Here is a 14,597-nt window from a genome sequence, read left to right as displayed (position 1 = left end):
GGTCATCTCCTTGGTCTCAGACCAGGTGCAAAGCGGTGAGCAGCAGGTCGATCAACTTGATCCCGGCAAACGGCACGATCAGCCCGCCCAGCCCGTAGATCAGCAGGTTGCGGCGCAGCAGGTGCGCAGCGCTGGCCGCCTGCACGCGCACCCCGCGCAGCGCCAGGGGAATCAACACGACGATGATCAGCGCGTTGAACACAATGGCCGAGAGAATCGCGCTCTGCGGGCTGCTCAAGTGCATCAGGTTGAGCACGCCCAGCTGCGGGTAGATCGCCGCGAACAGCGCCGGCAGGATGGCGAAGTACTTGGCCACGTCGTTGGCGATCGAAAAGGTAGTCAGCGCACCACGGGTCACCAGCAGCTCCTTGCCCACCTGCACCACGGCCAGCAGCTTGGTCGGGTCGCTGTCCAGGTCGACCATGTTGGCGGCCTCGCGGGCGGCCTGGGTGCCATCGTTCATGGCCATGCCGACATCGGCCTGGGCCAGGGCCGGGGCGTCGTTGGCGCCGTCGCCGCACATCGCCACCAGGCGTCCGTCGTTCTGCTCCTGGCGAATGCGCGCCAGTTTGCGCTCGGGCGTAGCCTCGGCCAGCACATCATCGACACCGGCTTCGGCGGCAATGGCGGCAGCCGTCAACGGGTTGTCGCCGGTGACCATCACGGTACGGATCCCGAGCTTGCGCAGCTCGGCAAAGCGCTCGCGAATGCCAGGCTTGACCACGTCCTTGAGGTGGATCACCCCCAGCAGGCGCTTGTCGACACACACCAGCAACGGCGTACCGCCGCTCTGGGCGATCTTGTCCACTTCGCGGGACAACGCTGCTGGCATCTCCAGGCGCTGCATCCCCACGAAGGCCAGCACCGAGTCCACCGCGCCCTTGCGAAAGCGGCGCTGCTGGTAGTCGACACCCGACAACCGGGTCTCGGCAGTGAAGGCCACGGGCGTCAGTTGATCCGCAGCGGGCTCGTCGAAGTCATGCAGCTGGCGCAGGTACTCGACAATCGACTTGCCTTCAGCGGTGTCGTCTGCCAGCGAAGCCAGCAAGGCACCCTCGCCCAGCTCCTTGCTGGTGACTCCGGGGGCGGCATGCAAAGCACTGCAACGGCGGTTGCCAAAGGTAATGGTGCCGGTCTTGTCGAGCATCAGCACATGCACGTCACCGGCCGCTTCCACTGCACGACCGGAGCGGGCGATTACATTCAGGCGCACCAGGCGGTCCATGCCGGCAATGCCGATGGCCGACAGCAAGCCGCCAATGGTAGTGGGGATCAAGGTCACCAGCAGCGCCACCAGAAACACCAGCGGCAGGCTGCCGCCGGCAAAGTGGGCGAAGGGCTGCAAGGTCACCACGACCACCAGGAAGATCAGCGTGAGGCCGATCAGCAGGATGTCCAGGGCAACTTCGTTGGGGGTCTTCTGGCGCTTGGCGCCCTCGACCAGGGCGATCATGCGGTCCAGGGTCGACTCGCCCGGGTTGCTGGTGATGCGGACCAGCAACCAGTCGGACACCAGCCGGGTGTTGCCGGTGACCGCCGAACGATCGCCGCCGGACTCGCGGATCACCGGAGCGGATTCACCGGTAATCGCCGCTTCGTTGACCGCCGCAATACCTTCGAGCACCTCGCCGTCACCGGGGATCATCTCGCCGGCCATGACCTTGACCACATCGTCCTTGCGCAGGCTGGTCGCAGGCACCACCTCGAAACCGCCCGAAGGGTTACGGCGCCGCGCGCTGAGGCCCTGGCTACCGGCCTTGAGGCTGTCGGCGCGGGCCTTGCCACGACCTTCGGCCAAGGCTTCGGCAAAGTTGGCGAACAACACCGTGAACCACAGCCACAGGGCAATCTGCACCGCCACCGCCGTGGGCACATTGTTGTCGGGCACCAGGCACAGCACGGTGGTGAAGAGCGCGGTCAGCTCCACCACCAGCATCACCGGCGAGCGCTTCAGTTGACGCGGATCGAGTTTGACAAAGGCCTGCACCAGCGCCGGGCGCCATAGCGCGGCAAAGGTGGTGGGTGCCGCAGAGGCCGGGGCTGCTTTCACTTCAGGAATCGGCATATTCATGATTCGCTCCTCAGAAACCCAGGCTCAGGTGTTCGGTAACCGGGCCCAGGGCCAGGGCCGGCAAAAAGGTCAGGCCGCCAATCAGCAGGATGGTCACCACCAGCAAGGTGGCGAACAGCGGGCCGTGGGTGGGGAAGCTGTTCTCGCCCACCGGCGCGGCCTTTTTCATCGCCAGGCTGCCCGCCAACGCCAGCACCGGCAGGATGTAGCCGAAACGGCCGATCAACATGCCCAGGCCAAGCATCAGGTTGTGGAAGGTGGTGTTGGCACCGAAGCCGGCAAAGGCCGAACCGTTGTTGGCACTGGCCGAGGTGTAGGCGTACAGCAACTGGCTGAAGCCATGGGCACCAGGGTTGGTCACCGCCGCCGCAGGACCCGGCAGGCTGGCCGCCAGGGCGCCGAGCACCAGAACCCCCACCGGCATCACCAGCAAGGTGGCCACCAGCAGTTGCACCTCCCGTGCCTGAAGCTTCTTGCCCAGGTATTCCGGCGTGCGGCCGATCATCAGGCCAGCCAGGAACACCGCGACCAGCACGTTGAGCAACATGCCGTAGAGCCCTGCCCCCACGCCGCCGAAAATCACCTCGCCAACCATCATGTTGACCAGCGCGACCATGCCGCTGATGGGGTTGAGGCTGTCGTGCATGTTATTGACCGAACCATTGGAAGCCGCGGTGGTGGTCACCGTCCACAGCACACTGGCGGTGGTGCCCAGGCGCATCTCCTTGCCTTCGAGCGGCGCGGCCTGCTCCACCTGCGGGTTATTCAGGCTCGGGTTGACCTGATATTCCGACCACAGTGCAGTCGCGCCACCGATCAGGAACAGCGCCAGCATGCAGGCGATGATCGCGCGGCTCTGGCGCAGGTCTTTGACGTAGTGGCCGAAGGTAAACACCAGCGCCGCCGGAATCAGGATGATCGAGGCCATTTCAAACAGATTGCTCCAGGCCGTCGGGTTCTCGAACGGGTGCGCCGAGTTGACGCCGAAGAAACCACCGCCGTTGGTTCCCAGTTGCTTGATGGCGATCTGGCTGGCCGCTGGCCCCAGAGGGATGGTCTGGTCGGCACCTTGCAGGGTCAGGGCCTGAACGTAATGACCGAAGGTTTGCGGCACGCCCTGCCACACCAGCAACAGCGCCAGCAGCAGGCACAGCGGCAGCAGTCCATAGAGGGTGGCGCGGGTCATGTCGACCCAGAAGTTGCCCAGGGTCTGCGCCGAGCGCCGGGCGATGCCCCGGCACAGCGCCACCAGCACGGCAAGGCCGGTGGCGGCACTGACGAAGTTCTGCACGGTCAGGCCGATCATCTGGCTCAGGTAGCTCACCGAGGCTTCGCCGCTGTAGGCCTGCCAGTTGGTGTTGGTGACAAAACTCACCGCCGTGTTGAACGCCAGTGACCATTCCTGGCCCGGCAGGTGCTGCGGGTTGAGCGGCAGGTAGCCTTGCAACAGCAGCACGGCGAACACCAGCACAAAGCCCGCCAGGTTGAACGCCAGCAAGGCCAGGGTGTACTGCTTCCAGCCCTGCTCGGCCTCCGCATTTACCCCGGCCAGGCGGTAACAGCCCCGCTCCACCGGCCCCAGCAGCGGCGACAGCCAGGTGCGCTGGCCTTCCATCACCTGGTAGTAAAAGCGCCCGAGCCAGGGCGCCGGTACCAGCACCAGCGCAAAGAACGCCAGCAGCAACGCGTAATCGTAACTGTGCATGGCCGCTCCTAGCTCCGGTCGGCGCGCAGCAGCGCGACCATCAGGTAGATCATCAACGCCACTGCCAGCAGCAGCGACACCCCGTCCAGAATGCTCATCGAATCTCTCCGTCCTTACGGCGTTTTGCCGCTGACGGTCATTGTCCGAAGAGGTGCTGTAAAGGTGCGAGACCGGGACCGGCTTGAACCCATAAAGAATGTGTAAAGACCGCCTTCAATGCCCCGCCAGTGCCCGCCACTGTGCCGGCTGCACGTAATGCAGGGCCCAGTTGATGACTGCCTCGGCCGGCATCGGCCGGGCAATGCCATAGCCCTGGGCGACATCGCAGCCCAGCCCCATCAGCAACTGGCCATGCTCCAGTGTCTCCAGCCCCTCGGCGATTACCTGGCGACCAAAAGCGCGGGCCAGGCCGATCACCGCGCGGGTCAGGGCCAGGTCGTCATGGTCGTGAAGGATGTCGCGCACGAATGACTTGTCGATCTTGATGGTGCGGGTGGGCAGGCGCTTGAGGTAACTGAGCGACGAGTAACCGGTGCCGAAGTCATCCAGCGAGAACTGCACGCCCAGCTGCTTGCAGGCCTCCAGGCACTGGCTGACCCGCTGGATATTCTCGATGGCCACCGACTCGACGATTTCCAGGTCGAGCATCTGTGGCGCCACGCTCGGGGAACTCGCCAGCAGGCGCTTGAGGCGCTCGACAAAATCGCTGCGCTGAACGTGTCGAGCGGCAATGTTCACACTCACTGGCCACACATGTCCGAGCTGCTGCCAACGCTGCATCTGCTCCAGGGCCTGGGCAATCACCCACTCGCCGATCTCGACGATCAGGTCGGTCTGCTCCACCAGCGGCAGAAACTCACCCGGTGCCACCAGCCCTTCGGCCGGATGCTGCCAACGCAGCAAGGCCTCGAAACCCAGCACCTGGCCGCTGCGCATGTTCACCTTGGGCTGATAGTGCAAACGCAGCTCGCCTTTGACCAGCGCCTGGCGCACCCGCTCCACGGTCTGGTGCGTGGCCTTGACCTCGCGGTCCAGCGACACATCGAACAGGTGGTAACGGTTACGTCCGCTCTGCTTGGCCACGTACAGCGCCTGATCGGCGTGACGCACCAGGGTGTCGGCGTCTTCGTTGTCGAGGGGAAACAGGGTGACGCCGATACTGGCGCTGACACTCACCTCCTGGTCACGGATCGAATACGGCGCGGCAATCGCCTTGAGTACCCGGTCCAGCGCCGCCTGCAGCGCCGACGGGTGTTGCACATGGCGCAGAATCAGTACGAACTCGTCGCCCGAAAGCCGCGCCACTGCATCTTCACCGCGCAGGATGCCCTTGAGGCGCTTGGCCACCTCCACCAGCAGCACGTCACCACTGGCATGGCCGTAGCCGTCATTGACCGCCTTGAAGCCGTCCAGGTCGAGCATGCACACCGCCAGGGCGATGCCTTCGCGACGGGAGAACGCCAACGCCTGGTTGAGCAGGTCGGAGAGGTAGGCGCGATTGGGCAAGCCGGTCAGCACGTCATGCCCCACGCGCCACTGCAGTGTGTGCAGCAACTGGCGCTTCTCGGTGACGTCGAAGCGGATCGACACGTACTTGCGCACCATGCCGCTGGCCGGGTCGATCAGCGGCACCATGGTGCTGTCGACCCAGTACAGCGAGCCGTCCTTGGCGCGGTTGCAGATCTCGCCTTTCCAGACCTTGCCGGCGACCAGGGCCCGCCACATGCCGTCGAAAAAGTCCCGATCGTGCAGGCCCGAATTGAGAATGCGGTGATTGGCCCCCAGCAACTCTTCGCGGCTGTAGCCGGAGATGCTGCAGAACTGCTCGTTGACGTAAGTGATCCGACCGCTCAGGTCGGTTTCGGAAAAAATCGCGGCCGCATCGACGGCCGCACGGTAGTTGTCATCCATGAAACGCTCGTTACCCTTCGCGTCAGCGGTTGAATCGCTCGACCAGGGCACGCAGGCCCATGGAAATGTGTTCCAGTTCTGCCCCGCGGGTGGCGGCGGCATTGGCGTTCTGTGCGGTGTGCTGCACGGTCCCTGCCACGGTGTTGATTTGCTCGGACACCGACTCGGCCACCGACGACTGCTCCTCGGCGGCAGCAGCCATCTGCTGGCTCATGTCGCTGATGTGCTCGACCGCCGCACGAATGCCCAGCAGTGCCTGCTGCGCCTCAAGTACCCGGGCGACGCCTTGTTCGGCCTCGTCGATACCCAGGCTTGCGATGTTCACCGCATCGACCGCGCCAGCCCGCAGGCTCTCGATGATGCCCTGGATCTGTAGCGTCGATTGACGGGTCTTGCCGGCCAGCGCGCGCACCTCATCGGCCACCACGGCGAACCCGCGCCCCTGCTCGCCGGCACGGGCCGCTTCGATGGCGGCATTGAGCGCCAGCAGGTTGGTCTGGTCGGCAATCGAGCGGATCACTTCGGCGGCGACCGAAATGTCCTCGGTCTGCCCGGCCAGGTGGGTTACCGCCTGATTGATCTGGCTGACCGTGCTGGCCAGCAACTGGATCGCGTCACGGGTGGTGCCCACCACGTCATTGCCCTGCCCGGCCAATTGGTTGGCCGTGTGGGCTTGGCCCGCGGTCTCGTGTACATGACGCGCGACCTCGGCAATCGAGGCGGCCATCTCGGTCATCGCCGCGGCGGTCATGTCGGTCTCGGCGCGCTGATCCAGCAGCGCCGACTCGGTATGGCGCGACAGACGGCTGGAGTCACCCGCCGCCTCGCTCATCTGCACGGCCAGGTCGCTCAGGCGCGTCAGTGCAGTCTTGAGCCGCGCTTCTTCACTGATCAGGATCATCTGCAACTGGGCCATAGGGCCCAGCGCATCACTGTAGGTCAGCGCCACAACCGGGTCGGCAAAGGTGTTGCTGGAGCAGCGGGCGATCTGCGCCAATTGCTGACCCATGCGCTGGTGGGCCCACAGGCCGACCAGGCCAAACAGCCCCAGCGTGATGCCATGGGCGGGCCAGCCGGGTAGCCACTGCTGGGCCGCAAGGGCGGCGCCCCCGGCAAGCAGCGGCACGCCCAGCACCTGCCCGAACTGGGCCATGCGACGTGTGGCCGAGACCGCAGGCTTGCCTTCGCGCAAACGGGCGTACAGTGCTTCGGCACGGCGCACCTGATCGCGCGTCGGCTTGACCCGCACCGACTCATAGCCCACCACCCGGCCACCTTCCAGGATCGGCGTGACATACGCACTGACCCAGTAGAAGTTGCCGTTCTTGCAGCGGTTCTTGACGATGCCCATCCAACTTTGGCCAGCCTTGAGGTACTGCCACATCTGCTGGAATACAGCTGGCGGCATGTCAGGGTGGCGTACCAGGTTGTGTGGGCTGCCGATCAGTTCCGCCTGACTGAAACCACTCATGGCGGCGAACTCGGCATTGCAGTAGGTGATGTTGCTAGCGGTATCGGTGGCAGAAATGAGCCGTTGATCCTCGCCGAACGTCTGTTCGACCGAGGTGACCGGCAGGTTGAAGCGCACGATGAAACTCCCTTTATAGCAGCAACAAGCAGCACGTCCGGGCCCTGGCCACTGTTTTTAACTGATCGATTAAATAACCCTACTAATTACATCATATTTCTGTAACAAATAGTTATTGAAATCATAGCGACCAAATGCTAATGGCATTCAATAACTGGTTGATTATTAAGTAGATTTAGTGGTCGGCACGGACAAGTTCTGTCCCTGATTCGTTCGGATTTCAGGACATGTCCTATGGACCCCGCGCCTGCCGATCTCAAGAATCCAGCGCTGTACGATGCCAACCAGAGAACGTCGAATGTGCAAACCCTGCGATGCCCAAGAACAACAACCGGCAGTACCCGAACGACGTCACTTCCTGCGCCTTGCCGGGCTAGGCGCCAGCGCCGCAATGCTTACCAGCCTGTTGCCTGCCGGCGCCGCATTGGCCGGCCCCGCCCCCCAGGTACCCAAACCACAAAACCAGCTGGACCCTGACCAGGCGCTGGAGCGCTTGATGGCGGGCAACACCCGCTACATCCAGGGGGTGGCCAAGCGCCACGATTTCTTGTCCGAACGCGAGGCCCTGGCCGGCGGCCAGAACCCCTACGCTGCGGTGCTGGGCTGTGCAGATTCACGCATTGCCCCGGAGTACGCGTTCGATACCGGTCGCGGCGATCTGTTCGCCGTGCGCATTGCTGGCAACTTCGTCACCACCGATGGACTGGCCAGCCTTGAATACGCGGTGGCGGTGCTGGGCACCCCACTGGTAATGGTGCTGGGGCATGAAAGCTGTGGTGCGGTGGCAGCCGGGGTCAAGGCGGTCAAGGACGGCGCGCGGTTTCCCGGACAGATCCAGAGCCTGGCCGACGCTATCCGCCCGGCTGTGGAAAAGGTCATCAAGGCGCCGGGTGACCTGCTCAACAATGCAATCGAGCAGAATGTGCGCGAGACCGTGCATAACCTTACCGCCCGCTCAGCGGTGCTGAGTGAGGCGGTAAGCCAGGGCAAGCTGAAAATTGTCGGGGGCCTCTACACGCTGCAGAGCGGTCAGGTGCAGTTGCTGTCATGAACAACGGCAGGAGCAACTGACTTGCACAGACGCTGTGGGAGCCGGACTTGCCTGCGATCGGCCGCACAGCGGTCGTATTCCAGGCAACACCGGATTTGCTGGATGTATTGGCCTCTCGCGGGACAAGTCGATACTCCGCACCGCCCCTCCCTCCTGGCGACTGCTGCGCAGTCGATCGCAGCCTCGCTCCTCGGCAGCGACTACGGACTGCCGTGTAGCCGCTGGCGACAGCCTGCGATCGGCCGCGCAGCGGTCGTATTCCAGGCAACACCGGATTTGCTGGATGTATTGGCCTCTCGCGGGACAAGTCGATACTCCGCACCGCCCCTCCCTCCTGGCGACTGCTGCGCAGTCGATCGCAGCCTCGCTCCTCGGCAGCGACTACGGACTGCCGTGTAGCCGCTGGCGACAGCCTGCGATCGGCCGCGCAGCGGTCGTGGTTCAAGAAGGATGATTCGTGCTTTCAGAATCAGGCTCTTGAGCTCGCCTTCAGAAGTCAGACGAATCTGATTTTTATCCAAGGACGCACGCTCTACCCTCGCGGCTGTTTGTTTCGCTACATCGGTATGCATTGTGTCCAAGCTCTTTTTCCTGATTGCCGCAAGCTGCCTGTTTGCCAATCTCACCCTGGCCAACCCTGCACCAGAAACCCGCAAGAAGGCCGCCCCTGCCAAGCCCATGGCAACATCCGCCGGCGCCAGTCCCAAGCGCATCGACAAGGTAGTCAAGCGAGCCCATCAACTGATCGGTACGCCGTACCGCTTTGGCGGCAGCTCGGTCAGTACCGGCTTCGATTGCAGCGGCCTGCTGGTGTACCTGTTTCGCAGCGAGGCCGGTATTCATCTGCCGCGCACCACCCGCTCGATGCTCAATTCAAAGGCGCAAAAAGTCCCGCGACATAAACTCACTCGCGGCGACGCCGTGTTCTTCAGTCATAACGGCCGCAGTGCCGTAGGCCACGTCGGGATCTACATCGGCGGCAATCGTTTTATCCATTCGCCCAGGACCGGCAAGTCGATCCGCATCGACTCACTGAACAACAGCTACTGGAACAAGAACTATGTCGTCGCCAAGCGCTTTCACGACGCCCCGGTCACGCCGAAAACCCGGCGCCGGTAACGCAGGTACACCCCACAGAACTTCAGTCGGCAACGGCACCACCGAGCCAGCGGTGCGAGAGCGAGCCAGACGCGATCAATCATCATGCATCACCCTCACTGGTAGACGTTGATGGGGAGCGGCGACCGTCCTCGATTGACGAGGCAGGCGGACGTTGTTGCATAAGATGGCAGACAAATAGTGAATATCCCGCAGCGAGGATAGCGGCCACAAATAGATTACTGAGGAAGTCGATCCAATTTTTGGACAACTCCCCATTCTGTGGAAGGAGTGAATCTAGGGCGTACGACCCCATGATGACAGTACTAAATAACATCAGACGTCCGGGCATTCTACTGGTGGCTCGACTGGAAAAGTCTACAGCGGTGGCCCGGTTGAAATCGAGCCCTACTTCTAAGCCCGTACGAAGCCCGCGAGGAATAGACCGTTGCTCAATTGTATGTTGCGTTGCCCGCAGCGTCATATCATCTATCATCTCGCCGACAGAATTGATCGCGCTACGTATTAACTCGTTCCGCCATTGAAAGGTCCCAATTGAGGCGGCGCTGGCACCGGCAGGAGACGCCACAGCACCCGAGAGCATACCTCCCGCCAATTGATTGACTCCGTAGGCTGCCGCTGACACACCCACCGCAGGTAGAGACAGTCCATTATTATTGTCAGACTGCCTGACATACATCTCAACAATGTCCCGCAAGACGCAGTACAGCTGCGCCGAAATAAGAGTAGATGCGCCTCGAGCCAGTGTTCCCGTCGCCTGCGCGCCCGCCAGTGCTATGAGGCTTCCAATACCCCCCAATACTCGTCCTGTTCTCGTGGCGCGGGTAGCCGTGTGATTGACTTCATCTCGAATTCCGCCCGCTATGGTCAACGCGACGGGTAGTGCTCCGAACGTGCCACCCATGACAGCACGGGCCGAGGAGGAAATGGCGTGACGCGAGAAAGCGGATTCCATTGCATAAGCAATGGATTGCCGAATAAGGGTGGGCACTCCAACGCTCAGCGAAATTCGCGACCAAGTAGTCAAAACATTTAGAGTCCAACGCTGACCCACTAGCATTCCTGGCCTCAATATTTCGTCGCAGAAAAGTCTAATAGCGAAGTCAATATTACCCATCTGCTCGCCTGAGACGTGTGCACGTGATTGAACAACAACGACATCCATAACAACATCCTTTTGCAACCCAGGGGCCGTTAGTTCGAAATCCTTGCGCGCCGATACTCATCCACCACTGCTTGCCAAGTGAATAAAGTACTGAACGACAAGCGAGGAAGCTAAGCAAAGTCTGCCGTGGGCGACATGGGATTAGTCCTAATTCTCTGTACTTATGTGTAAACGAGCACAACTAGAAAGATCAGTCTTTCTAATCGGGAATGTTCAAAATGAATCGCCCGCACGGAGCCATGGCTGCATCAGACGAAAGCGAAGAGAACGCCGTATGCGCCGATGGCTATCCACAGGCCGGCCCGCTGCTGGGCAGCCTCTCCAGCCGGCATTCAACAGCCGGACTAACCGGTCTTACCAGCTGGAATGTCCGGAGATACCGCCCCCCCACGCCGCTAGGGACGCGAACGACAGCGATCAGGAATCCTTTCAGGTGTGCGAACGCGCCTGTAAACAACTGATTCCCATAGAAACAGCCTCTGACCAGTTGCTTCTGACGAAGAATCCCTTGCCAATCCAGAAAATCCGCGCCTAAACTGGCCTCGCACTGGACATACCGGTAAGACCACAATAATTAAGTCCTCCGCTCTTTCGCCTTCCCCCGGTGATCGAAGCAAGGACACCGATCAGAGATCCCTCCCATGCTCAAATGGTGCTCGCGTTCGATCTTCCTCCAAGTAGTGCTGGGCCTCGCGTTAGGCATTGCCTGCGGCCTCAGCTTTCCCGAAGTTTCCCTGCAGCTCAAACCCTTGGGCGACGGCTTTATCAAGCTGATCAAGATGCTCATCGGCCTGATCGTGTTCTGCGTGGTGGTCAGCGGTATTTCCGGTGCGGGTGACCTGAAGAAGGTCGGGCGGATCGGCCTCAAATCGGTGATCTACTTTGAAATCCTCACCACCATTGCCCTGGTCATCGGCCTGGTGTTCGCCTTTACCTCCGGCATCGGCAGCGGTGCCAACATTCACCTGGACCAACTGTCAGCCGCCGAAGCCGGCAACCTGGCCGAGCGCGGCCAGCATATCCACGGCACCGCCGCCTTCCTCATGGACCTGATACCCACCTCGGTAGTAGGCGCCTTTGCCGACAACAACATCCTTCAAGTGCTGCTGTTCTCGGTGCTGTTTGGCAGTGCGCTGAACCTGGTGGGTGAAGCCGCCTCGGGCATCTCGCGGCTGATCAACGAACTGAGCCACGTAATATTTCGCATCATGGGCATGATCGTGCGCCTGGCGCCACTGGGCGTGTTCGGCGCCATCGCCTTTACCACCAGCAAATATGGCCTGGAATCGCTGCAGCACCTGGGTGGCCTGGTGGCGCTGTTCTACCTGACCTGCATGGGTTTCGTGCTGCTGATCCTGGGCACGGTGATGCGCGTGTCAGGCCTGCGTATCCTGCCGTTCATCAAGTACCTGCGCGAAGAACTGACCATCGTCCTGGGCACGGCTTCGTCCGACGCCGTGCTGCCACAAATCATGCGCAAGCTGGAGCATTTGGGCATCGGAAACTCCACCGTCGGCCTGGTGATTCCCACCGGTTATTCGTTTAACCTCGACGGCTTCTCGATCTACCTGACCCTGGCCATCGTCTTTATCGCCAATGCCACCGGTACACCATTGGCCATGACCGACCTGTTGACCATCCTGCTGGTCTCCCTGATTACCTCCAAAGGTGCCCACGGGATTCCCGGCTCTGCCCTGGTAATCCTTGCCGCGACCCTGACCGCCATCCCCGCGATTCCGGTGGTCGGCCTGGTGCTGGTGCTGGCCGTGGACTGGTTCATGGGCATCGGCCGGGCGCTGACCAACCTGATCGGCAATTGCGTGGCCACCGTAGCCATCGGCCGCTGGGAAGGCGATATCGACATGGAGCGGGCCAACAATGTACTGGCCGGCAAACAGGGCTTCAGCTTTGCCCAGCGCAAGGCCCCGACCGCCCACCAACAAGAGTTTTGAGTGACCGGGCCGGCACTACGGTGCCGGCCCCAGGAGCACAACATGCAATCGATCTCAGGGAGTGAACCGTGATCAGCTCATCCACCGTCGTCAACTCCGTGGTAGAAAAACTGCGCCAGGCCCTGGATCGTGGCCAATGGCGTTCGGGCGACATGCTCCCGGGCCAGCGCGAACTGGCCGAGCAACTGGGCATCAGCCGCCCGAGCCTGCGCGAAGCGGTCACCGTGCTGGAAACCCTGGGCCTGGTGCGCTCGCTGCCCGGCAAAGGCGTGCTGGTGCTCGAACCCGGCAGCGTCGAGCCGATGCAGGCCCAGAACGCCGTGGCCGAAGCCAGCCTCGAAGACGTACTGCAACTGCGCTACACCCTGGAGCCATTCATTGTCGGCCTGGTAGCCCAGTCCATCAGCAGCAAGGAAATCGGCCAGTTGCGCCTGACGCTGATGGACATGCGCGAAGCACTTGAAGCCGAAGACAGCGAAGCGGGTGTCAACGCCTACATCGCCTTCCACGAAGAGCTGTTTACCCTGACCGCCAACCCGATCTTCCAGAACGTGGTGCAACAAACCAGCAATGCCCTCAAGCAAAGCGCCGGTGTACTGCGCAACTCGCCCGAGCACCTGGCCGCGCGACTGGAAGAAAACGAAGCAGTAGTACGTGCCATACGTAACAAGAACAGCGCCCAGGCCAGCGCGCAGATGCGCCACCACATCCTCCAGGAAGGCCGGCGCATGGGTATCGAACTGAACATCCCGGACGAACACCCGGGCAACTGACCTCAGGAGAGCAGTGATGACAGCCAGCGCCCAAGCCCCTGTGACCACCTTGCCACCGCTGCTCGCCCACGGCGAAGTGCGCCTGTCGGCCGAGCAGATCTACCCGCGCCTGTTCGACGCCATCCTCGAACAGCGCCTGGCCCCCGGCAGCGCCCTGCCCGAGCAGGCACTGGGCGATGCGTTCGGCGTCAGCCGCACGGTAATCCGTCGTGTCCTGGGCCGGTTGTGCGACCAGCAGGTGATCGTCCAGCGCCCCAGCCACACAGCGCACCTGGCAGCCCCCGACCCGCAACAGGCACGGCAGATCCTCAGCGCCCGGCGCCTGGCCGAAACCACCCTGATCACCCTTGCCGTGCAACGTTCGCGACCGGCCAAAGTCCGCCAGTTGCGCGAACTGGTTGCCCGCGAGCGGCAGAGCCATGAACAAGGCCAGCGCTGCACCGCGATCCGCCTGGGTGGCGAGTTCCATCTGAAGCTGGCGGAAATCGCCAACAATGCGCCCCTGACCCGTTTTCTCAACGGCCTGGTGCCACAGACGTCGCTGATCATTGCCCAGTATGAAAGCCGCCCGTGCAGCCACTGCGCCTGGCAGGAACATGCGGCGCTCATTGATGCACTGGAGAAAGGGGATGGAGAAGAAGCGTTGGCGTTGATGCATGAACATCTGGATCATATTGAGGCGAAGTTGGAGTTGGGCAGTTGAAGGCATTTGGAAAGTGAAACGTACGCTGCTGGCCGACAGCTGATCAGCAGCGCTCTACGATAAAGTGAAATTTCCCACGCAGTTTTAGGATCACCCAGGAACGACTTGCCCCCGCCCTGCCGTTTAAGGTTCGTGCCTTGTGCCACGCATGCTCAAGGACGCCTCATGTTCAGCCTGGATGAAATCTTCGCCATCAATCGCAAGTTCTGTGAACAGCTGAGCGAACCCTTCGACAACAGCCCCGCCGTCACCTGCACCCGCACTTTCACCCTCCTGCCCCTGCGCTACGCCGTCGTCGGTGGCAACCACGGCCAGCGCCAGCAACTGCCCGAGCTGCCAGCGCACCTGCACCACCCGCACCAGGTCGGCGAACTGCAGCACGCCAGCTATGCCATCCGCACCCTGCGCGAGGGCTTTCTCTATGTCCTCGAAAAACGCAAGACCACCGGCCGCTACACCTGGCACCCGCCCTACCGCATCGCCGCCAACGGCTTGCTGTCCCTGACCGAGCCCGGCCTCCCCCATGCCCCACCACCCCCGGCCTTCAGTGCCCAGGATG

11 protein-coding genes are annotated in these 14,597 nt (G+C 62.2%); 6 read left to right on the top strand and 5 right to left on the bottom strand.

Translation table 11 applies throughout. The features are described from left to right. Positions 1–16 precede the first annotated feature (16 nt). The 5 genes from kdpB to H621_RS0100035 form a co-directional block, all read right to left on the bottom strand. A complete protein-coding gene (gene kdpB / locus H621_RS0100055; protein ID WP_028941411.1) occupies positions 17–2,071 on the bottom strand; it encodes a potassium-transporting ATPase subunit KdpB in 2,055 nt (684 codons plus the stop codon). A 10-nt stretch (positions 2,072–2,081) separates the two neighbouring features. Continuing rightward, complete coding sequence (gene kdpA, locus H621_RS0100050; RefSeq protein ID WP_028941410.1) at positions 2,082–3,776, bottom strand: potassium-transporting ATPase subunit KdpA; 1,695 nt, start codon at positions 3,774–3,776, stop codon at positions 2,082–2,084. 8 nt (positions 3,777–3,784) lie between these two features. Beyond that, positions 3,785–3,874: a K(+)-transporting ATPase subunit F gene (gene kdpF / locus H621_RS26705; RefSeq protein ID WP_036989274.1), complete on the bottom strand. Its 90-nt coding sequence runs from the start codon at positions 3,872–3,874 to the stop codon at positions 3,785–3,787. Between the two features lie 115 nt (positions 3,875–3,989). Continuing rightward, positions 3,990–5,687, bottom strand: coding sequence for a putative bifunctional diguanylate cyclase/phosphodiesterase (locus H621_RS0100040; protein ID WP_028941409.1), 1,698 nt, complete (start codon positions 5,685–5,687; stop codon positions 3,990–3,992). Between the two features lie 22 nt (positions 5,688–5,709). After that, a complete protein-coding gene (locus tag H621_RS0100035; RefSeq protein WP_028941408.1) occupies positions 5,710–7,275 on the bottom strand; it encodes a methyl-accepting chemotaxis protein in 1,566 nt (521 codons plus the stop codon). A gap of 298 nt (positions 7,276–7,573) precedes the next feature. Between H621_RS0100035 and H621_RS0100030 the strand changes: the two genes are divergently transcribed. The 6 genes from H621_RS0100030 to H621_RS26700 form a co-directional block, all read left to right on the top strand. Beyond that, complete coding sequence (locus H621_RS0100030; protein ID WP_028941407.1) at positions 7,574–8,326, top strand: carbonic anhydrase; 753 nt, start codon at positions 7,574–7,576, stop codon at positions 8,324–8,326. Between the two features lie 573 nt (positions 8,327–8,899). Beyond that, complete coding sequence (locus H621_RS0100025; RefSeq protein ID WP_028941406.1) at positions 8,900–9,445, top strand: C40 family peptidase; 546 nt, start codon at positions 8,900–8,902, stop codon at positions 9,443–9,445. Positions 9,446–11,251: 1,806 nt separating this feature from the next. Continuing rightward, positions 11,252–12,562 carry a C4-dicarboxylate transporter DctA gene (locus H621_RS0100020; protein WP_028941405.1) on the top strand — a complete coding sequence of 437 codons (1,311 nt, stop codon included), beginning with the start codon at positions 11,252–11,254 and terminating at the stop codon, positions 12,560–12,562. Positions 12,563–12,630: 68 nt separating this feature from the next. After that, positions 12,631–13,335 carry a FadR/GntR family transcriptional regulator gene (locus H621_RS0100015; protein ID WP_028941404.1) on the top strand — a complete coding sequence of 235 codons (705 nt, stop codon included), beginning with the start codon at positions 12,631–12,633 and terminating at the stop codon, positions 13,333–13,335. 16 nt (positions 13,336–13,351) lie between these two features. Continuing rightward, on the top strand, positions 13,352–14,038 hold the full coding sequence (locus H621_RS0100010; RefSeq protein ID WP_028941403.1) for a GntR family transcriptional regulator: 687 nt from the start codon (positions 13,352–13,354) through the stop codon (positions 14,036–14,038). Positions 14,039–14,203: 165 nt separating this feature from the next. Further along, positions 14,204–14,597 (top strand): toxin VasX (locus tag H621_RS26700; protein ID WP_036989271.1); only part of this gene is annotated, 394 nt, incomplete at its 3' end.

It is taken from the genome of Pseudomonas vranovensis DSM 16006 (assembly GCF_000425805.1).
Taxonomy (GTDB): domain Bacteria; phylum Pseudomonadota; class Gammaproteobacteria; order Pseudomonadales; family Pseudomonadaceae; genus Aquipseudomonas; species Aquipseudomonas vranovensis.
This window is presented reverse-complemented; position numbering and strand designations above follow the sequence as displayed.

Bases quoted from the DNA above. Each gene is read 5' to 3' on its own strand.
- kdpB (WP_028941411.1), bottom strand. From the start codon at position 2,071: ATGAATATGCCGATTCCTGAAGTGAAAGCAGCCCCGGCCTCTGCGGCA.
- kdpA (WP_028941410.1), bottom strand. From the start codon at position 3,776: ATGCACAGTTACGATTACGCGTTGCTGCTGGCGTTCTTTGCGCTGGTG.
- kdpF (WP_036989274.1), bottom strand. From the start codon at position 3,874: ATGAGCATTCTGGACGGGGTGTCGCTGCTGCTGGCAGTGGCGTTGATG.
- H621_RS0100040 (WP_028941409.1), bottom strand. From the start codon at position 5,687: ATGGATGACAACTACCGTGCGGCCGTCGATGCGGCCGCGATTTTTTCC.
- H621_RS0100030 (WP_028941407.1), top strand. From the start codon at position 7,574: ATGTGCAAACCCTGCGATGCCCAAGAACAACAACCGGCAGTACCCGAA.
- H621_RS0100020 (WP_028941405.1), top strand. From the start codon at position 11,252: ATGCTCAAATGGTGCTCGCGTTCGATCTTCCTCCAAGTAGTGCTGGGC.
- H621_RS0100010 (WP_028941403.1), top strand. From the start codon at position 13,352: ATGACAGCCAGCGCCCAAGCCCCTGTGACCACCTTGCCACCGCTGCTC.